Genomic DNA, 19,720 nt, shown 5'->3' on the forward strand with positions numbered 1-19,720 from the left:
AGGCTGGCAGCATCGCTTTTTCAGGGTGAGAAAGGATTTTCAGGAAGGCGTTGACACGGGGTATGACTCCTGTAGAATGCGCCTCCCTGGCCCGGAACAGCAGCAGCGTTCCAGGCCGATGTGTCAAGCGGTGCAGCGCTGCAAAGCCTCACAAAAAAAGCTTGACAGATCATGAGGTTGGCGTAGAATGCGCGGCCTTGGTTAAGCGGAAACGCGGACCGAATCGCTCTTTAACAAATTGGAATCAAGTAATTCGTGTGGGTGCTTGTGGATGTCGTGATGATCGCAAGATTATCAGCCTACAAGTAACTCGTGAATTCATGAGTTTAGTAAGCTGAGCCAAGTTTAGGGTTTTCTCAAAACCCATGCAGTTTTTAACTGAAGAGTTTGATCATGGCTCAGATTGAACGCTGGCGGCAGGCCTAACACATGCAAGTCGAGCGGAAGAAGGGAGCTTGCTCCCGGATTTAGCGGCGGACGGGTGAGTAACACCTGGGAATCTGCCTGATAGTGGGGGATAACGTCCGGAAACGGGCGCTAATACCGCGTACGTCCTACGGGAGAAAGCAGGGGATCTTCGGACCTTGCGCTATCAGATGAGCCCAGGTCGGATTAGCTTGTTGGTGAGGTAATGGCTCACCAAGGCGACGATCCGTAACTGGTCTGAGAGGATGATCAGTCACACTGGAACTGAGACACGGTCCAGACTCCTACGGGAGGCAGCAGTGGGGAATATTGGACAATGGGGGCAACCCTGATCCAGCCATGCCGCGTGTGTGAAGAAGGTCTTCGGATTGTAAAGCACTTTAAGTTGGGAGGAAGGGCTTTAGGCTAATACCCTGAAGTTTTGACGTTACCGACAGAATAAGCACCGGCTAACTCTGTGCCAGCAGCCGCGGTAATACAGAGGGTGCAAGCGTTAATCGGAATTACTGGGCGTAAAGCGCGCGTAGGTGGTTCAGTAAGATGGGTGTGAAATCCCCGGGCTCAACCTGGGAACTGCATCCATAACTGCTGGGCTAGAGTACGGTAGAGGGTAGTGGAATTTCCTGTGTAGCGGTGAAATGCGTAGATATAGGAAGGAACACCAGTGGCGAAGGCGACTACCTGGACTGATACTGACACTGAGGTGCGAAAGCGTGGGGAGCAAACAGGATTAGATACCCTGGTAGTCCACGCCGTAAACGATGTCAACTAGCCGTTGGGAACCTTGAGTTCTTAGTGGCGCAGCTAACGCACTAAGTTGACCGCCTGGGGAGTACGGTCGCAAGATTAAAACTCAAATGAATTGACGGGGGCCCGCACAAGCGGTGGAGCATGTGGTTTAATTCGAAGCAACGCGAAGAACCTTACCTGGCCTTGACATGCAGAGAACTTTCCAGAGATGGATTGGTGCCTTCGGGAACTCTGACACAGGTGCTGCATGGCTGTCGTCAGCTCGTGTCGTGAGATGTTGGGTTAAGTCCCGTAACGAGCGCAACCCTTGTCCTTAGTTACCAGCACGTTATGGTGGGCACTCTAAGGAGACTGCCGGTGACAAACCGGAGGAAGGTGGGGATGACGTCAAGTCATCATGGCCCTTACGGCCAGGGCTACACACGTGCTACAATGGGGGATACAAAGGGTTGCCAAGCCGCGAGGTGGAGCTAATCCCATAAAGTCTCTCGTAGTCCGGATTGGAGTCTGCAACTCGACTCCATGAAGTCGGAATCGCTAGTAATCGTGGATCAGAATGCCACGGTGAATACGTTCCCGGGCCTTGTACACACCGCCCGTCACACCATGGGAGTGGGTTGCACCAGAAGTAGCTAGTCTAACCTTCGGGAGGACGGTTACCACGGTGTGATTCATGACTGGGGTGAAGTCGTAACAAGGTAGCCGTAGGGGAACCTGCGGCTGGATCACCTCCTTAATCGAAAGATCACGCGCTTTTTCAAGCACTCACACGAATTACTTGATTCCGAAAGAAAGGCGATTAGGTCTGTAGCTTTAACGCAACAGGTAGCAGGCCGAGATAATTGGGTCTGTAGCTCAGTTGGTTAGAGCGCACCCCTGATAAGGGTGAGGTCGGCAGTTCGAATCTGCCCAGACCCACCAATTGTCGAGGTGTCAGGTCTGAACGGGGCCATAGCTCAGCTGGGAGAGCGCCTGCCTTGCACGCAGGAGGTCAGCGGTTCGATCCCGCTTGGCTCCACCAGGTCAGCAGCATGCCATCGCCGGTACTCGATAAGAGTTCATACATGAATGATCCCGCAGGTTTATGACGGGATGATTGATGTCTGATCTTTGATCAGTCGCTCTTTAACAATGTGGAAAAGTGATAGAAGTAAGACAAGACATAACGGGTGTTTCACTGCACACGTTATGGCTAAGGTAACTTGTAATCTCAAGTGCAAGTTCCGGATTGTCGTGAAATCATGTCAAGACATAGGCTTTGAGCAATCGGCGCAAGCAGATTGTTTGGGGTTATATGGTCAAGTGAATAAGCGCATACGGTGGATGCCTTGGCAGTCAGAGGCGATGAAAGACGTGGTAGCCTGCGAAAAGCTTCGGGGAGGTGGCAAACGACCTTTGATCCGGAGATCTCTGAATGGGGAAACCCACCCAACATAAGTTGGGTATCACACACTGAATACATAGGTGTGTGAGGCGAACCCGGGGAACTGAAACATCTAAGTACCCGGAGGAAAAGAAATCAACCGAGATTCCCCAAGTAGTGGCGAGCGAACGGGGAGCAGCCCTTAAGCGGTATTGAGTCTAGTGGAACGCTGTGGAAAAGGCGGCCATAGTGGGTGATAGCCCCGTACACGAAAGACTCTTTGCCGTGAAATCGAGTAGGTCGGCGCACGTGAAACGTTGACTGAACATGGGGGGACCATCCTCCAAGGCTAAATACTCCTGACTGACCGATAGTGAACCAGTACCGTGAGGGAAAGGCGAAAAGAACCCCTGTGAGGGGAGTGAAATAGATCCTGAAACCGTATGCGTACAAGCAGTGGGAGCGGACTTGTTCCGTGACTGCGTACCTTTTGTATAATGGGTCAGCGACTTATATTCAGTGGCGAGCTTAACCGTCTAGGGGAGGCGTAGGGAAACCGAGTCTTAATAGGGCGTTTAGTCGCTGGGTATAGACCCGAAACCGGGCGATCTATCCATGGGCAGGTTGAAGGTGCCGTAACAGGCACTGGAGGACCGAACCGACTACCGTTGAAAAGTTAGCGGATGACTTGTGGATAGGAGTGAAAGGCTAATCAAGCTCGGAGATAGCTGGTTCTCCTCGAAAGCTATTTAGGTAGCGCCTCGTGTATCACCACTGGGGGTAGAGCACTGTTTGGGCTAGGGGGTCATCCCGACTTACCAACCCCATGCAAACTCCGAATACCAGTGAGTGCAGAGCACGGGAGACACACGGCGGGTGCTAACGTCCGTCGTGAAAAGGGAAACAACCCAGACCGTCAGCTAAGGTCCCAAAGTTATGGTTAAGTGGGAAACGATGTGGGAAGGCTTAGACAGCTAGGAGGTTGGCTTAGAAGCAGCCATCCTTTAAAGAAAGCGTAATAGCTCACTAGTCGAGTCGGCCTGCGCGGAAGATGTAACGGGGCTCAAACCATACACCGAAGCTACGGGTGCATCTTAGGATGTGCGGTAGAGGAGCGTTCTGTAAGCCTGTGAAGGTCAATTGAGAAGTTGGCTGGAGGTATCAGAAGTGCGAATGCTGACATGAGTAACGACAATGGGAGTGAAAAACTCCCACGCCGGAAGACCAAGGGTTCCTGCGCAACGTTAATCGACGCAGGGTGAGTCGACCCCTAAGGCGAGACCGAAAGGTGTAGTCGATGGGAAACGGGTTAATATTCCCGTACTTCTGGTTACTGCGATGGGGGGACGGAGAAGGCTAGGCCAGCACGGCGTTGGTTGTCCGTGTTTAAGGTGGTAGGCTGAGATCTCAGGTAAATCCGGGATCTCAAGGCCGAGAACTGATGACGAGTGTTCTTTTAGAACACGAAGTGGTTGATGCCATGCTTCCAGGAAAAGCCTCTAAGCTTCAGGTAACTAGAAATCGTACCCCAAACCGACACAGGTGGTCAGGTAGAGAATACCAAGGCGCTTGAGAGAACTCGGGTGAAGGAACTAGGCAAAATGGCACCGTAACTTCGGGAGAAGGTGCGCCGGCTAGGGTGAAGGACTTGCTCCGTAAGCTCTGGCTGGTCGAAGATACCAGGCCGCTGCAACTGTTTATTAAAAACATAGCACTCTGCAAACACGAAAGTGGACGTATAGGGTGTGACGCCTGCCCGGTGCCGGAAGGTTAATTGATGGGGTTAGCTTCGGCGAAGCTCTTGATCGAAGCCCCGGTAAACGGCGGCCGTAACTATAACGGTCCTAAGGTAGCGAAATTCCTTGTCGGGTAAGTTCCGACCTGCACGAATGGCGTAATGATGGCGGCGCTGTCTCCACCCGAGACTCAGTGAAATTGAAATCGCTGTGAAGATGCAGTGTATCCGCGGCTAGACGGAAAGACCCCGTGAACCTTTACTATAGCTTTGCACTGGACTTTGAATTTGCTTGTGTAGGATAGGTGGGAGGCTGTGAAGCGTGGACGCCAGTTCGCGTGGAGCCAACCTTGAAATACCACCCTGGCAACTTTGAGGTTCTAACTCTGGTCCGTTATCCGGATCGAGGACAGTGTATGGTGGGTAGTTTGACTGGGGCGGTCTCCTCCTAAAGAGTAACGGAGGAGTACGAAGGTGCGCTCAGCACGGTCGGAAATCGTGCGTAGAGTATAAAGGCAAAAGCGCGCTTGACTGCGAGACCAACACGTCGAGCAGGTACGAAAGTAGGTCTTAGTGATCCGGTGGTTCTGTATGGAAGGGCCATCGCTCAACGGATAAAAGGTACTCCGGGGATAACAGGCTGATACCGCCCAAGAGTTCATATCGACGGCGGTGTTTGGCACCTCGATGTCGGCTCATCACATCCTGGGGCTGAAGCCGGTCCCAAGGGTATGGCTGTTCGCCATTTAAAGTGGTACGCGAGCTGGGTTTAGAACGTCGTGAGACAGTTCGGTCCCTATCTGCCGTGGACGTTTGAGATTTGAGAGGGGCTGCTCCTAGTACGAGAGGACCGGAGTGGACGAACCTCTGGTGTTCCGGTTGTCACGCCAGTGGCATTGCCGGGTAGCTACGTTCGGAAAAGATAACCGCTGAAAGCATCTAAGCGGGAAACTTGCCTCAAGATGAGATCTCACCGGGGACTTGATCCCCCTGAAGGGCCGTCGAAGACTACGACGTTGATAGGCTGGGTGTGTAAGCGTTGTGAGGCGTTGAGCTAACCAGTACTAATTGCCCGTGTGGCTTGACCATATAACGCCCAAACAATTTGGGCCATGGCCTGACACATTGATTGAACGACAAGCTGGAACGGCACGAGATTACAGTAACCTCCTTGTTAAATGACTATCACTTTTCCCACCCTTTCGTTGTGTGGACTCAACACCCACGCGACAACCGAATTGCTTGACGACCATAGAGCATTGGAACCACCTGATCCCATTCCGAACTCAGCAGTGAAACGATGCATCGCCGATGGTAGTGTGGGGACTCCCCATGTGAGAGTAGGTCATCGTCAAGCTTCAAATAAGAAACCCCGCCAGCTGGCGGGGTTTTTTTATGCCTGAATCGCCACCTGTCTGCGCACCTTGTGCCTTGTGCTACGAGTTCGGCCCTGGTGATGGGAGCGGCCCTGGCCGCGAGTGACTGCGTACCTTTTGTATAATGGGTCAGCGACTTATATTCAGTGGCGAGCTTAACCGTCTAGGGGAGGCGTAGGGAAACCGAGTCTTAATAGGGCGTTTAGTCGCTGGGTATAGACCCGAAACCGGGCGATCTATCCATGGGCAGGTTGAAGGTGCCGTAACAGGCACTGGAGGACCGAACCGACTACCGTTGAAAAGTTAGCGGATGACTTGTGGATAGGAGTGAAAGGCTAATCAAGCTCGGAGATAGCTGGTTCTCCTCGAAAGCTATTTAGGTAGCGCCTCGTGTATCACCACTGGGGGTAGAGCACTGTTTGGGCTAGGGGGTCATCCCGACTTACCAACCCCATGCAAACTCCGAATACCAGTGAGTGCAGAGCACGGGAGACACACGGCGGGTGCTAACGTCCGTCGTGAAAAGGGAAACAACCCAGACCGTCAGCTAAGGTCCCAAAGTTATGGTTAAGTGGGAAACGATGTGGGAAGGCTTAGACAGCTAGGAGGTTGGCTTAGAAGCAGCCATCCTTTAAAGAAAGCGTAATAGCTCACTAGTCGAGTCGGCCTGCGCGGAAGATGTAACGGGGCTCAAACCATACACCGAAGCTACGGGTGCATCTTAGGATGTGCGGTAGAGGAGCGTTCTGTAAGCCTGTGAAGGTCAATTGAGAAGTTGGCTGGAGGTATCAGAAGTGCGAATGCTGACATGAGTAACGACAATGGGAGTGAAAAACTCCCACGCCGGAAGACCAAGGGTTCCTGCGCAACGTTAATCGACGCAGGGTGAGTCGACCCCTAAGGCGAGACCGAAAGGTGTAGTCGATGGGAAACGGGTTAATATTCCCGTACTTCTGGTTACTGCGATGGGGGGACGGAGAAGGCTAGGCCAGCACGGCGTTGGTTGTCCGTGTTTAAGGTGGTAGGCTGAGATCTCAGGTAAATCCGGGATCTCAAGGCCGAGAACTGATGACGAGTGTTCTTTTAGAACACGAAGTGGTTGATGCCATGCTTCCAGGAAAAGCCTCTAAGCTTCAGGTAACTAGAAATCGTACCCCAAACCGACACAGGTGGTCAGGTAGAGAATACCAAGGCGCTTGAGAGAACTCGGGTGAAGGAACTAGGCAAAATGGCACCGTAACTTCGGGAGAAGGTGCGCCGGCTAGGGTGAAGGACTTGCTCCGTAAGCTCTGGCTGGTCGAAGATACCAGGCCGCTGCAACTGTTTATTAAAAACATAGCACTCTGCAAACACGAAAGTGGACGTATAGGGTGTGACGCCTGCCCGGTGCCGGAAGGTTAATTGATGGGGTTAGCTTCGGCGAAGCTCTTGATCGAAGCCCCGGTAAACGGCGGCCGTAACTATAACGGTCCTAAGGTAGCGAAATTCCTTGTCGGGTAAGTTCCGACCTGCACGAATGGCGTAATGATGGCGGCGCTGTCTCCACCCGAGACTCAGTGAAATTGAAATCGCTGTGAAGATGCAGTGTATCCGCGGCTAGACGGAAAGACCCCGTGAACCTTTACTATAGCTTTGCACTGGACTTTGAATTTGCTTGTGTAGGATAGGTGGGAGGCTGTGAAGCGTGGACGCCAGTTCGCGTGGAGCCAACCTTGAAATACCACCCTGGCAACTTTGAGGTTCTAACTCTGGTCCGTTATCCGGATCGAGGACAGTGTATGGTGGGTAGTTTGACTGGGGCGGTCTCCTCCTAAAGAGTAACGGAGGAGTACGAAGGTGCGCTCAGCACGGTCGGAAATCGTGCGTAGAGTATAAAGGCAAAAGCGCGCTTGACTGCGAGACCAACACGTCGAGCAGGTACGAAAGTAGGTCTTAGTGATCCGGTGGTTCTGTATGGAAGGGCCATCGCTCAACGGATAAAAGGTACTCCGGGGATAACAGGCTGATACCGCCCAAGAGTTCATATCGACGGCGGTGTTTGGCACCTCGATGTCGGCTCATCACATCCTGGGGCTGAAGCCGGTCCCAAGGGTATGGCTGTTCGCCATTTAAAGTGGTACGCGAGCTGGGTTTAGAACGTCGTGAGACAGTTCGGTCCCTATCTGCCGTGGACGTTTGAGATTTGAGAGGGGCTGCTCCTAGTACGAGAGGACCGGAGTGGACGAACCTCTGGTGTTCCGGTTGTCACGCCAGTGGCATTGCCGGGTAGCTACGTTCGGAAAAGATAACCGCTGAAAGCATCTAAGCGGGAAACTTGCCTCAAGATGAGATCTCACCGGGGACTTGATCCCCCTGAAGGGCCGTCGAAGACTACGACGTTGATAGGCTGGGTGTGTAAGCGTTGTGAGGCGTTGAGCTAACCAGTACTAATTGCCCGTGTGGCTTGACCATATAACGCCCAAACAATTTGGGCCATGGCCTGACACATTGATTGAACGACAAGCTGGAACGGCACGAGATTACAGTAACCTCCTTGTTAAATGACTATCACTTTTCCCACCCTTTCGTTGTGTGGACTCAACACCCACGCGACAACCGAATTGCTTGACGACCATAGAGCATTGGAACCACCTGATCCCATTCCGAACTCAGCAGTGAAACGATGCATCGCCGATGGTAGTGTGGGGACTCCCCATGTGAGAGTAGGTCATCGTCAAGCTTCAAATAAGAAACCCCGCCAGCTGGCGGGGTTTTTTTATGCCTGAATCGCCACCTGTCTGCGCACCTTGTGCCTTGTGCTACGAGTTCGGCCCTGGTGATGGGAGCGGCCCTGGCCGCGATGGGCTGGCCGACACACACAAATGCCCGGCAGGCATGCGGTATACTTCTCCGTTACGGCTTGTGTTACCGAGGAGATAGGCAGATGAGTCAGGATCGCGTCATCATTTTCGACACCACCCTGCGTGACGGGGAGCAGAGTCCTGGTGCGTCCATGACCCGGGAAGAGAAACTGCGTATCGCCAAGGCGCTGGAAAAGCTGCGCGTAGATGTCATCGAGGCTGGCTTTGCAATCGCCAGCCCGGGTGATTTCGAAGCGGTGAAAGGCATTGCCGATACCATCCAGGACAGCACCATCTGTAGCCTGGCTCGTGCGGTAGATGCGGATATCGATCGGGCGGCCGAGGCGCTGGTCAATGCCAATTCCGGTCGCATTCACACCTTCATCGCCACCAGCCCTATCCATATGGAGCACAAGCTGCGCCTGCACCCGGATCAGGTCATCGAGCAGGCGGTGCGCGCCATCAAGCGCGCGCGTAACCTCTGTGCTGATGTGGAGTTTTCCTGTGAGGATGGTGGACGCTCCGAGATCGATTTTCTCTGTCGCATCATCGAGCAGGCAATCGACGCCGGCGCGCGTACCATCAATATCCCCGACACCGTGGGTTATGCGATCCCGCATCAGTTTGCCGAGACCATCCGCCAGGTCATCGAGCGGGTACCCAATGCGGACAAGGCCATCTTCTCGGTACATTGCCACAACGACCTCGGGCTTGCGGTAGCGAATTCGCTGGCTGCGGTAACTGCCGGAGCGCGGCAGGTAGAGTGCACCATCAACGGCCTGGGTGAGCGTGCTGGTAACGCCTCGCTGGAAGAAATCGTCATGGCGATCAAGACCCGGCAGGATGTCCTTGGCGTCCACACGGGTATCGTTACCGAGCATATCCTCAGTACCTCGCGGCTGGTGTCCAGCATCACGGGTTTTCCGGTGCAGCCGAACAAGGCGATTGTCGGCGCGAACGCCTTTGCCCATGAGTCTGGTATCCACCAGGACGGCGTGCTCAAGCACCGCGAGACCTACGAGATCATGAGTGCTCAGTCGGTCGGCTGGCATGCCAACAAACTGTCGCTGGGCAAGCTGTCTGGCCGTAATGCGTTCCGTACCCGCCTGCAGGAGCTGGGTATCGAGCTGAGCGATCAGGATGAGCTGAACGCCGCCTTTGCGCGCTTCAAGGAACTGGCCGACAAGAAGCACGAGATATTTGACGAGGATCTGCAGGCACTGGTGTCCGATACCGTGACCGATATGGTGGAGCGGATGCGGCTGGTGTTTCTGGATGTCCGCTCGCGCACCGGTGAAACGCCTATGGCGACGCTCACGCTGGAGGTTGATGGCGTGGAGCAACAGGCGACCGCGTCTGGCTCCGGTCCGGTGGACGCCGCCTTCCGTGCGGTGGAGCAGATCGCCAACTCCGGCGCCAACTTGCAGCTCTATTCGGTCAATGCGATCACCGAGGGCACTGACTCCCAGGGAGAGGTGACTGTCCGCCTGGAAAAAGCCGGACGCATTGTCAACGGTAATGGCGCCGACACCGATATCGTCATTGCCTCGGCCAAGGCCTATATCAATGCGTTGAACCTGATGCACTCGGGAGCACTCAAGGCGCATCCACAAGTGGAAGGCATCTGATGCAGGAATCGACGCGTCTTGATTATCTGGCGGCCATGGGGGTGGTCGGCTGGGTGCCTCGTCAGGCGTTACCCCATGCAGCCTTTCGCGTTCCACCGGAGTTGCCTGAGCCGGTAGAAGACTCCCTGCCGGCAGCGGCAGTCGAGACCGCTGCTCCGGTGGTCAGTATCAGCTCATCCAGCGGGGCGGGACCGGCCCGGGCGAAGATCATTGTGCGTCCGAGTAAGCCGGACCCAGAGCCTGCTGCGTCCGTCACCCAGCCGGTTGCCGAGCCTCAGCCCCCAGCAGTTCCGCTCGCGCCGTTCTATCTGCAGCTGTGGATGGCCGGTCCCTGCGCATTGTTGATTGAGGTCCCCGAGCCGGGACTGGAAAGCGCCTCACCAGGTTTGCGCCTGCTCCAGGATATTTTACGCGCGGTGCGCCTGCCGCAGATGCCGCACCTGTATGCCGACTTCCACTGGCCATTGAATAGAAACCCGCAATTCGACCGCAGCGCCAAGGCCGCCAGCCTGGCGTTGCAGGCCTTTATGCAGGGGCGATTGGAAAGTGAGCCGGTGGTCTCCATTGGCTGTTTTGGTACCCATCCTCGTTTGTTGATAGGCCCGGAGCTGGATGAGGAGACCCTCCCTCATGACCGGGAGGAGGCGCTGGAGCAATTGCCTCCGGCCTGGTTCGCCCCCGACCTGGATACCCTGATGCAGGATTCCGCAAGCAAGGCGCAGCTGTGGCAACAGCTCAAGCGTGTCATGTCCCGTTGGCAGAGTGAAGAATGATAGAACCGGTATTTCGCCCGATGACCGAGGCGGACGTAGAGGCTGTGCTCGCTATTGAGTTCGCGGCCTTCAGTCATCCCTGGACCCGAGGCATATTTCTCGATTGCGTGACTTCCGGTCACGAATGTTGGCTGATGTTTCTCGGTGACCAGCAGGTCGGTCACGGTGTGTTGTCGGCAGCAGGGGACGAATCCCACTTACTGAATCTGACGGTCAAGCCGGCAAACCAGTCCAATGGGCTAGGCGGCAAGCTGCTTGCGCATCTGATGCAAAGGGGCAAGGAGCGGGGGGCAGAAACCGCCTTTCTGGAAGTCAGAGAATCCAATCACCCGGCCATATATCTGTACGAACGCTTCGGATTTAATGAAATCGGGCGGCGCCGGGACTACTATCCTGCTGTAGGGGGGCGCGAGGATGCTCTGGTTATGGCCTATTCACTAATCGACTGAGTCAGCGCTCAGCTTACATCCGAGTTGTTTATGTCTGCGCGTCACTGGGCCGTCGTCGGCCTGTTGCTCACTGCCCTGGCCTGGGCTGGAAACGCTCTCATTGCCCGCGCCAGTGCGGGTACGCTGCCACCGATAAGTTTATCGTTCTGGCGTTGGACTCTGGCCCTGCTATTGTTGCTGCCCTTCACCATCAGGGGGCTCTGGCAGTACCGTGGACTGTTGCTCGACAACGGGTTGAGGGTAGTTGTGCTGGCCGCGCTCAGTATTTCTTCCTACAACACCTTGTTGTATCAGGCGGCGCAGAGCACCAGCGCCATCAACCTCACCCTGGTAGGGACCGGATTGCCGGTGACCGCGTTCTTCTGGTCTATCGTTCTGCTGCGTCAGTGGCCGGCCCGCGCGACGATAGCGGGCGCGTCGCTCGGGCTCTGCGGGTTGCTGCTTATCCTGACGGGAGGACAGCCAACGCGGCTGCTTGGCCTGCACTTCAATGACGGTGACCTGATCATGCTGGTGGCGGTGCTGTCCTGGGGGCTGTACACGGTGCTGTTGCAGCGCTGGGTAATGCCGGTACCGGGACTGGTGCTGATGGCCGCAATGCTGCTCTGTGGCGTGCCGCTGCTCGTCCCCTTCTTCCTATGGGAGCTGATGCATCGCGGCTCGATGCCGATCACCTGGGAGGCTGCCGGTGCGGTGGGTTATACCGCGGTATTTGCTTCTCTGGTGGCTTATGTGGCCTGGAACAATGGCGTCAAGGTGCTGGGGCCGGCGACGGCCTCGCTGTTCAGCTACCTGGTTCCGGCGTTTACCGCCTTGTTGGGGATCATGCTGCTGGGTGAGCAGTTGCACTGGTATCACTTGGCTGGCGGCGCACTGACCTTCACGGGACTGCTAGTGGCGACACGCTGGCGTTAGCCTGCCGCGGCGCCGGGAAAGAGGGGGCCGGTCATATTCCGAAAAGCAGAAACAAAAAAAGGCCTAGCCGAAGCTAAGCCTTTGAAAAGGTTGGTGGCTACACCTGGACTTGAACCAGGGACCCCAGCATTATGAATGCTGTGCTCTAACCAACTGAGCTATGTAGCCATCCGAGGCGCGCATTATTCCCAGAACCCGGATTGTTGTCAAGGGGTGGTGCGCTTAATTGGTAAAATTTTCAACCGCTTAGCCTGGCCCTTGGCCCGCCGGCAGCTTACGGCTGCTGCCGGCTATTGGAGACGGCTGGATGCTGCTCAGCGGACACCCAACTGCAGTTGGGTAGCGACCTTACCGCTACCGTCGGCTGTCCCTTCGCTGGCGTCCAGCAGGTGGATGCGCTCGGCTTCCAGGCCGCCCTGGTCCACCAACCAGTCCTTGATGGCGGAAGCGCGTTGCTGCGCCAGTCGCCGCAGTGGCAGGGAATTGTCGCTCCAGCTGTCGATCAAGGCCTGGCGCATGGCGCGGTCCCGCTCTTCCCGGGGTAGTTCCAGCACCTGCTCAGGCAGCGATAGCTGACGCTGTTCATGCAGTTTGCGGATCAGTTTGATCTGGTCCCGGTCATCCAATTCCAGTTCTGCCGGGTTATCCGGTGGGCGACGCATCGTGCTGGCGGCCAGTAGGCGCATTTCCCGTTCCAGGCGTTGGGTTGCCAGAGGCGGACCATCTGCGCTGGTCGCGCTGATACCCTCGACCTCCAGTATCAGTTGCGGACGCTCCTGCAGGGCGCTGGACAGCGTGCCCAGAACTTTCGTGGCCTGATCGTCCAGCTCAGCACTACCGGCAGCGAAGCTCAGCTCGCTGAGATCTGCTTCGCCGGCACCGGCAAGCCCGGCGATGAATTTGAAGGGCGCCTGGGTGGCGCGCAACATCAGGTTGCGTAGCGTCTGCCAGACAATGGGCATGACGCTGAACTCGGGGTTATTCAGATCGCCGGCGACAGGCAACTCGATATCAATATTGCCCTTGGTGTCCTTCAGTAGCGCCACTGCCAGACGTATAGGCAGATCCACCGCGTCGGGACTGTCGACCCGCTCGCCCAGCTGCAGGTCTTCCAGCAACACCCGGTTGTCGGCCTTCAGCTGGCCCTCATCGATCTGGTAATGCAGGTCCAGGTTGAGCCGGCCCTTGCGGATGCGATAACCGGCGAATTTCCCGGAATAGGGGGTGAGCGTCGTCAGCTCGACATTCTTGAAGCTGGTGGCGATATCCAGGCTGTTGAGCGGATCGAAGGGAGTCAGGCGGCCCTTGATGGTCACCGGCGCATAGCGATCCACCTTGCCGTTGAGATCGACCGCGGCGGCTTTTTTGCTCTGATTATCGAGCGTGCCAATACTGCCGTTCAGCTGTTCAATGCCGGTGGCAAAGTTGGGCGTCAGGCTGAAGTCGGCAAAGTTGGCTGAGCCGTTATTGATACTGACACCGCCGATGCGGATGCCGAAGGGGTCGCTACTGTCACTGGCGGCGCTGCCCGGGGCAGCGGGCTGCGGCACCATCAGGTCACTGAAGTTGGTGCTCATGTCCCGGTTGATGATAAAGCGCACATAGGGTTGCTGGAGGCTGACCTTGTTGATGCTCAGGCTGTTGCCAGCGTAGTTGAGGTCATCCAGTTGCAGACTCTGCCATTTCAACAGGTCACGCTTGGCTGGGCCGTCTACCACATGCAATTGCTGCACACCTGCCTGGCCGGTCACGCTCAGTTGCAGTGGCTCCAGTTGTTCAAGTTGCACCTGTACGTTGCTGTCCAGCAAGCCAGACCTGAGTTCCAGGCGCATCAGGGGCTCGATATAAGCTTGCGCCACGGTCAGGTCGATCTGCCGGGTTTCCACCTGCAGATCCGCGGTGATCGGGTTGATGCCGACTTCACCCGAGACAGCCAGCTGGCCTTCCTGGTTCAGGGCGGTATCGATGCTCAGTTTGAAGGGCGACTCGGACTGACTGTCGAACTCGCTGAGATCGAGATTCAGCGGGCCGATGTCCAGTTCGACCGGTGTGGTCGGCTGGTGATCGGTCAACTGCAACCGGTAATCGCGCAACTGCGCCTGGTTCAGCAGGATGCGCCAGGGCTGTTCAGGCTCGCTGCTGGTGTCCGTTGCTGCAACGGACGGTACATCCTCTTCTGCAGGCGCTGTTGTGGCAGGAGGCTCGACGGATTGGTCGGTGGTTGAGCTGGTTGGCGTTAATAATGCCAGCCAGTCGATCTGGCCGTCCTTCAGGCGGGCGGCTTGGGCATTCAGTCCCTCGCTGTGGATAGCGCCCAGGCGCACTTCACGTTTGGCCAGATCCATGGAGGCATCGCTGATCGCAAGACTGTTCAGACGCAGCAGCGGTTTGTCTTCGGCTGCCAGATCAAGATCGCTTAATTGCAGGCGGATATCGGAAAGCTGCAGTTCGGTGCTTTCAACCAGGCTGAGCTGGTAGGTACTGGTGACGTTCAGTGATCCCTGGTTCAGTGTCAGCGGCAATTGCTCCTGGACATAGGGCCAGAAGGTGCTCAATTGCGCTTCGTTGATTGCCAGTGTTCCGCTGGAGGTCAGCGGGCTGATACTGAGCTGGCCTTCCCAGTCGATGCGGGCACCATAGGGGCCACTGGCGCTGATCTGCATCAGGGTATTGTCATCTGGCAGCGTGCTGAGATGGGTCAGTTCGATATCCACCGCGTCGTACCCGAACTCGACTGGTTCGGCGGGGCGCAGATCCTGGAACTGCAGACTGTTGCCAATCAACGCCAGGCGGTCGATGCGTAGCGGGAAAGGACCGGAGTCATTGTCGTCAGCCGGTTCACTTGCTTCTGGCAGGATAAACAACTCAGTCAGGTTGAGCGTGCCATCTTCAGCGAACTGCACGCGGGTGCTGGCTTGCTCCAGCTCGACGTCGCGCAGGTGTACGGCCCGGGTCCACAGACTGTCTATCTGCAGGTTGGCGTACAGTCGGGCGAAGGACACCTGGGGCTGCTCGGGCTCGCCGATATGCAGGCCGGCGAGGGTCAGCTCCAGGGTAAAAGGGTTGAGCTTGATACTCTCGAGCCGGGCGGGAACCGTCGCCCGTTGCTCGAATTGCTTGTTGACCAGGTGCAGGGCGACGGCCGGTATTATCAGAAAGCCCAGCAGGGCATACAAGGTGATCGCCGTGGTCAGACTGATCAACAGGGTTTTTGGTCTCATGCGCATGGTCATCACCGGCTCGCTTCAAATAGTCGGAAGTATGGCATGCTCCAGGACAAAGCTGGACCACTGATGTGGTTGCGGTGTCAGGATGGGACTGCGCGGGCCGAGTCAGAGCAACCATTCAATCGGGAGGATCGACATCAACCATATGCCGCTGCGCTTCAGCAGTCCGGTATTGGGCTCGCGATCATGACGTACTTCACGCGTGCCGATACGCTCGATCCAGTACAGCCTATCATCGTTGTCCAGCTGTACCTCATAGGCATTGTCCGGAATAACGCTGTCGAAAGCCTGGTGAACAGCCTGGGCCAGAGCGGGGCTATCGATGACGAAGCCGAGTTCGGTATTCAGGTGCATCGACCGGGGATCGAAGTTGAACGAGCCGACGAACACCCGCTCGCCATCCACGGCAAAGGTCTTGGCATGCAGGCTGGAGCCGGAGCTGCCAAAGGGGCCGGCACTTTCGTTGCGTTCCAGGTGAGGGGAGAGGCGGCGCATTTCAAACAACTGGACGCCGCCCTTGAGCAGATCCCGGCGGCGCTTGGCGTAGCCGGCATGCACCGCAGCCACATCAGTGGCATCCAGCGAGTTGGTCAGGATGCGTACATCAATGCCTTGGTCCGTAAGAGCGGTAAAGGCATCCACACCGGCGGCGGTTGGTACGAAGTAGGGCGAGACCAACGCCACCGCGCTGCGCGGCTGCTCCAGGATCTGCCCCAGCTGGTGGGTCAACAGTCCCTCTGGTTTCGCCTTGCCCAGCCCCTTGGCGGGGTCGTCGGTTACCATGCGGGTAACCGCCCACTCCAGCGGCAGGTCGCCTGCCAGCAACCGACGGCTGAAGTCGGAGCGGGACACGGCAGTGACATACTTGGCCGCGTCGGCACTCACTTCCACCAGGGCAGCGGCCTGACTCAGTTGGTCCAGATTCTGCGCTGACACTGCCGGCAGAACCTGCTCCACGGGGTAGACGGAGCCGCTGGACCAATAGCGGTCGAAATCCGTCGAGACCTGCCCGACGATCGGGCCGACGGAAAGCACATCCAGGTCGGCGAACAGGATACCTTCGGTGGCCCCGAAATATTCATCGCCGATATTGCGCCCACCGATGATGGTGGCCTGGTTGTCGGCGGTGAAGGACTTGTTGTGCATGCGCCGGTTGGCTCGAGAGAAGTCGGTGATATAACCCAGCCACTTGGGCTTGCGCACGATGAACGGATTGAACAGGCGCACTTCGATCTGCGGATGCAGGGCCAGCGCTGCCAGTTCGGTATCCAACCCGGCGGTGCCATTGTCATCCAGCAGCAGCCGGACCCGCACGCCCCGGTCCGCCGCCGCGTGCAGTTCTTCCAGCAGCAGGGTGCCGGTCATGTCCCCATGCCAGATGTAATACTGCACATCCAGGGTGCGCTCGGCAGTTCGGGCCAGTAGTACTCGTGCGGCAAAGGCAGCATGCGGATCGGATAGCGCATGGATGCCGCTCTGGCCAGGGTGCGCCGCCACATCGGCGGCAAGGGCCTGACCGAGGCGGGTGGCGCGGGCAGACTCGGGACTCAGCGCGAAGGATTCGGTCAGGTTCTGGGCCGGCAGGCTGCAGCCGGTCAGCAGGCTGGTGCAGAGCAGCAGGACGGGCAGCCAGCTGCGTGCCGGTATGGGTGAGTCGAGGTGCAGCATGGCGGTTATGCTCCTTAACGTGATTGCCGGAGGGAGGCGATATATCCGGCAAGCTCCTGGGGAAAAAGAAAAACCCCTTGAGACGGTAATCATCAAGGGGTTTTTCATTCGCGGGACTGCCTCAGACGTTGAATCTGAAGTGCATTACATCCCCGTCCTTGATGATGTATTCCTTGCCTTCCAGGCGCCACTTGCCGGCTTCCTTGGCGCCGGCTTCGCCGTTGTACTGGATGAAGTCATCATAGGCGACCACTTCGGCGCGAATGAAGCCTTTCTCGAAATCAGTATGAATCACGCCAGCGCCCTGGGGAGCGGTGGCGCCGACCTTGACGGTCCAGGCGCGGACTTCCTTGACCCCGGCGGTGAAGTAGGTCTGCAGATTGAGCAGCTCGTAGCCGGCGCGGATCACGCGGTTCAGGCCCGGCTCTTCCATGCCGATGGCTTCAAGGAACATATCCTTCTCTTCACCGTCATCCAGCTCGGCGATTTCCGCTTCGATCTTGTTGCATACCGGTACCACCACAGCACCTTCGGCGTCGGCGATCTCACGCACGATATCGAGGTAGGGATTGTTCTCGAAGCCTTCTTCGGAGACGTTGGCGATGTACATCACCGGCTTGCTGGTCAGCAGGTGAAAGCCCTTGACCAACTTCTTCTCGTCGTCAGCCAGATCCTTGATCAGAGTACGGGCCGGCTTGCCTTCGCTGAAGTGGGGGATGAGCTTTTCCAGCAGAGCCTTTTGCGCTACGGCTTCCTTGTCGCCACCCTTGGTATTGCGCGCGACGCGCTGCAGTTGCTTCTCGCAGCTGTCGAGGTCGGCGAAGATCAGTTCCAGGTCGATGATTTCGATATCGCGCTTGGGGTCGACACTGTTGGAGACGTGGATCACGTTTTCATCATCGAAGCAGCGCACGACGTGGGCGATGGCATCGGTTTCGCGAATATTGGCCAGGAATTTGTTGCCCAGGCCCTCGCCCTTTGAGGCACCCTCAACCAGCCCGGCGATATCGACGAACTCCATGGTGGTCGGCAGTACGCGCTCGGGCTTGACGATGGCCGCCAGGGCGTCCAGACGCGGGTCCGGCATGGGGACGACACCGCTATTGGGCTCGATGGTGCAGAACGGGAAGTTCTCGGCACCGATGCCGGCTTTGGTCAGTGCGTTGAACAGGGTGGATTTGCCGACGTTGGGCAGTCCGACGATACCGCAATTGAATCCCATACTGGTGTCCTCTGCCGTTTTCGGCGGCGAAAATGATCAGGCCTTGAAGCTGTGCAGGCGTTGCATGACGCGAGTCCAGTCACCGGCAACCATACCGGGTACTTCGCGCAGTGCTTCGTCGATGCAGGCATCCAGTGCTTGCTGCTCGGTTTTGGGCGCGCGGCCCAGCACAAAGCCTGTGACCTGCGAGCTATGGCCGGGGTGGCCGATACCGAGCCGCAGGCGGTGGAAAACATTCTGATTACCCAGGCTGGCGATAATGTCGCGCAGCCCGTTATGGCCGCCGTGGCCGCCACCTTGCTTGCATTTCACCACACCTGGGGGCAGGTCGAGCTCATCATGGGCGACCAGGGTTTCCTCGGGAGTGATGCGATAGAACCCGGCAAGGGCGGCAACAGCCTGACCGCTGCGGTTCATGAAGGTGGTGGGGATCAACAGGCGAACATCCTGACCGTCTATGGTCAGGCGGCCGGTGAGGCCGAAAAACTGTTTTTCCTGGCGCAGGGCCAGGTTGTGCCCGGAGGCGAGACGCTCAACAAAAAGGGCGCCCGCGTTATGCCGGGTCATGTCATATTCCGGTCCCGGATTACCGAGACCGACGATCAACTTGATTCCGTGCGTCACAACGGGCGCCCTCTGGGGTTTCAGCAGGAAATTACTCCGCTGATTCCTCACCTTCACCAGCGTCTGCATCGGCAGCAGCAGCGGTACGCTGAGCCATGATGTTGACTACCGGCAGGTTGTGGTCGTCGCCCAGCGCCAGACTAGGGATGACAACGCCTTTCGGCAGCTTCAGATCAGCCAGGTGCAGCGACTGGCCAACTTTCAGGTCCGCCAGGTCAACTTCGATGAAGTCGGGCAGGTCCTTCGGCAGGCAGCTTACTTCCAGTTCCGGCAGGTTGCGGAAGACCATGCCGCCTTCCTGCTTCACACCCACGCAGCTGTCTTCGTTGATGAAGTGCAGGGGTACGTGAACGGTAACCTTCTGGCCGGCGACGATGCGCTGGAAGTCGGCATGCATGACGCGCGGCTTGGCCGGGTGACGCTGCAGTGCCTTGAGCAGTACTTCTTCTTTCTTGCCATCAATGGACAGGCCGATGATGGAGGAGTAGAAAGCTTCGTTCTCCAGAGCCTTGTTCAGCTCGCGTGCTGCCACGGAGATGCTCTGCGGCTCCTTGTTGCCACCGTAAACGATAGCTGGAACCAGATCAGCGTTACGACGCAGGCGGCGGCTCGCACCTTTCCCCAGGTCATCACGCGCATTCGCATTCAAAGTGAAGTCGACCATGTGTAGTCTCCTTGCTGTGCGTCCGGGCACTTGCGACCAGCGCGTCGGACGATTGATAAA

Annotated in this window: 9 protein-coding genes, 3 tRNA genes, 3 rRNA genes and 1 other annotated feature; of the genes, 9 read left to right on the plus strand and 6 right to left on the minus strand. The window is 57.1% G+C overall.

Going from position 1 to position 19,720, the window contains the following annotated elements:
• The first annotated feature begins 375 nt into the window (after positions 1–375).
• The 9 genes from QAO71_RS02355 (at position 376) to QAO71_RS02395 (ending at position 12,255) form a co-directional block, all read left to right on the plus strand.
• Positions 376–1,912, plus strand: a 16S ribosomal RNA gene (locus tag QAO71_RS02355).
• A gap of 108 nt (positions 1,913–2,020) precedes the next feature.
• A tRNA-Ile gene (locus tag QAO71_RS02360) sits at positions 2,021–2,097 on the plus strand.
• Positions 2,098–2,121: 24 nt separating this feature from the next.
• Positions 2,122–2,197 (plus strand) — tRNA-Ala (locus tag QAO71_RS02365).
• 275 nt (positions 2,198–2,472) lie between these two features.
• Positions 2,473–5,363, plus strand: a 23S ribosomal RNA gene (locus QAO71_RS02370).
• The 16S and 23S rRNA genes sit together here with 2 tRNA genes alongside, the layout of an rRNA operon.
• Positions 5,364–5,515: 152 nt before the next feature.
• Positions 5,516–8,101 (plus strand) — a sequence feature (most likely nonfunctional fraction of RNA operon).
• Between the two features lie 152 nt (positions 8,102–8,253).
• Positions 8,254–8,369, plus strand: a 5S ribosomal RNA gene (gene rrf, locus QAO71_RS02375).
• Between the two features lie 204 nt (positions 8,370–8,573).
• Positions 8,574–10,118: a 2-isopropylmalate synthase gene (locus QAO71_RS02380; RefSeq protein ID WP_036992973.1), complete on the plus strand. Its 1,545-nt coding sequence runs from the start codon at positions 8,574–8,576 to the stop codon at positions 10,116–10,118.
• Entirely contained in the window at positions 10,118–10,891 is a 774-nt protein-coding gene (locus QAO71_RS02385) for a hypothetical protein (protein ID WP_036992972.1), read from the plus strand. The genes QAO71_RS02380 and QAO71_RS02385 overlap by 1 nt, the downstream gene beginning before the upstream one ends.
• Positions 10,888–11,340, plus strand: a complete 453-nt coding sequence (rimI, locus tag QAO71_RS02390) for a ribosomal protein S18-alanine N-acetyltransferase (RefSeq protein ID WP_036992971.1) — start codon at positions 10,888–10,890, stop codon at positions 11,338–11,340. The genes QAO71_RS02385 and rimI overlap by 4 nt, the downstream gene beginning before the upstream one ends.
• A gap of 30 nt (positions 11,341–11,370) precedes the next feature.
• The gene (locus QAO71_RS02395; protein ID WP_036992970.1) at positions 11,371–12,255 is read left to right on the plus strand and encodes a DMT family transporter; all 885 of its coding nucleotides are present in this window, start codon (positions 11,371–11,373) and stop codon (positions 12,253–12,255) included.
• A gap of 91 nt (positions 12,256–12,346) precedes the next feature.
• Here the strand turns inward: QAO71_RS02395 and QAO71_RS02400 are convergent.
• From QAO71_RS02400 to QAO71_RS02425, 6 genes are all read right to left on the minus strand, one after another.
• Positions 12,347–12,423 (minus strand) — tRNA-Met (locus QAO71_RS02400).
• A 146-nt stretch (positions 12,424–12,569) separates the two neighbouring features.
• Positions 12,570–15,482: a DUF748 domain-containing protein gene (locus QAO71_RS02405; RefSeq protein WP_036993037.1), complete on the minus strand. Its 2,913-nt coding sequence runs from the start codon at positions 15,480–15,482 to the stop codon at positions 12,570–12,572.
• 105 nt (positions 15,483–15,587) lie between these two features.
• On the minus strand, positions 15,588–17,150 hold the full coding sequence (locus QAO71_RS02410) for a phospholipase D family protein (RefSeq protein ID WP_280165143.1): 1,563 nt from the start codon (positions 17,148–17,150) through the stop codon (positions 15,588–15,590).
• Positions 17,151–17,271: 121 nt separating this feature from the next.
• Entirely contained in the window at positions 17,272–18,372 is a 1,101-nt protein-coding gene (gene ychF, locus QAO71_RS02415; protein ID WP_280165144.1) for a redox-regulated ATPase YchF, read from the minus strand.
• Positions 18,373–18,408: 36 nt separating this feature from the next.
• Entirely contained in the window at positions 18,409–18,996 is a 588-nt protein-coding gene (gene pth / locus QAO71_RS02420; protein WP_280165145.1) for an aminoacyl-tRNA hydrolase, read from the minus strand.
• Positions 18,997–19,027: 31 nt separating this feature from the next.
• Positions 19,028–19,660 carry a 50S ribosomal protein L25/general stress protein Ctc gene (locus QAO71_RS02425; RefSeq protein ID WP_036992968.1) on the minus strand — a complete coding sequence of 211 codons (633 nt, stop codon included), beginning with the start codon at positions 19,658–19,660 and terminating at the stop codon, positions 19,028–19,030.
• Between the last annotated feature and the right edge of the window lie 60 nt (positions 19,661–19,720).

This window comes from Halopseudomonas sp. SMJS2, assembly GCF_029866945.1.
In the GTDB taxonomy this organism is placed as follows: domain Bacteria; phylum Pseudomonadota; class Gammaproteobacteria; order Pseudomonadales; family Pseudomonadaceae; genus Halopseudomonas; species Halopseudomonas bauzanensis.

Coding starts and splice junctions, on each gene's coding strand:
- QAO71_RS02380 (WP_036992973.1), top strand. CDS start 8,574: ATGAGTCAGGATCGCGTCATCATTTTCGACACCACCCTGCGTGACGGG.
- QAO71_RS02405 (WP_036993037.1), bottom strand. CDS start 15,482: ATGCGCATGAGACCAAAAACCCTGTTGATCAGTCTGACCACGGCGATC.
- QAO71_RS02385 (WP_036992972.1), top strand. CDS start 10,118: ATGCAGGAATCGACGCGTCTTGATTATCTGGCGGCCATGGGGGTGGTC.
- QAO71_RS02410 (WP_280165143.1), bottom strand. CDS start 17,150: ATGCTGCACCTCGACTCACCCATACCGGCACGCAGCTGGCTGCCCGTC.
- rimI (WP_036992971.1), top strand. CDS start 10,888: ATGATAGAACCGGTATTTCGCCCGATGACCGAGGCGGACGTAGAGGCT.
- ychF (WP_280165144.1), bottom strand. CDS start 18,372: ATGGGATTCAATTGCGGTATCGTCGGACTGCCCAACGTCGGCAAATCC.
- QAO71_RS02395 (WP_036992970.1), top strand. CDS start 11,371: ATGTCTGCGCGTCACTGGGCCGTCGTCGGCCTGTTGCTCACTGCCCTG.
- QAO71_RS02425 (WP_036992968.1), bottom strand. CDS start 19,660: ATGGTCGACTTCACTTTGAATGCGAATGCGCGTGATGACCTGGGGAAA.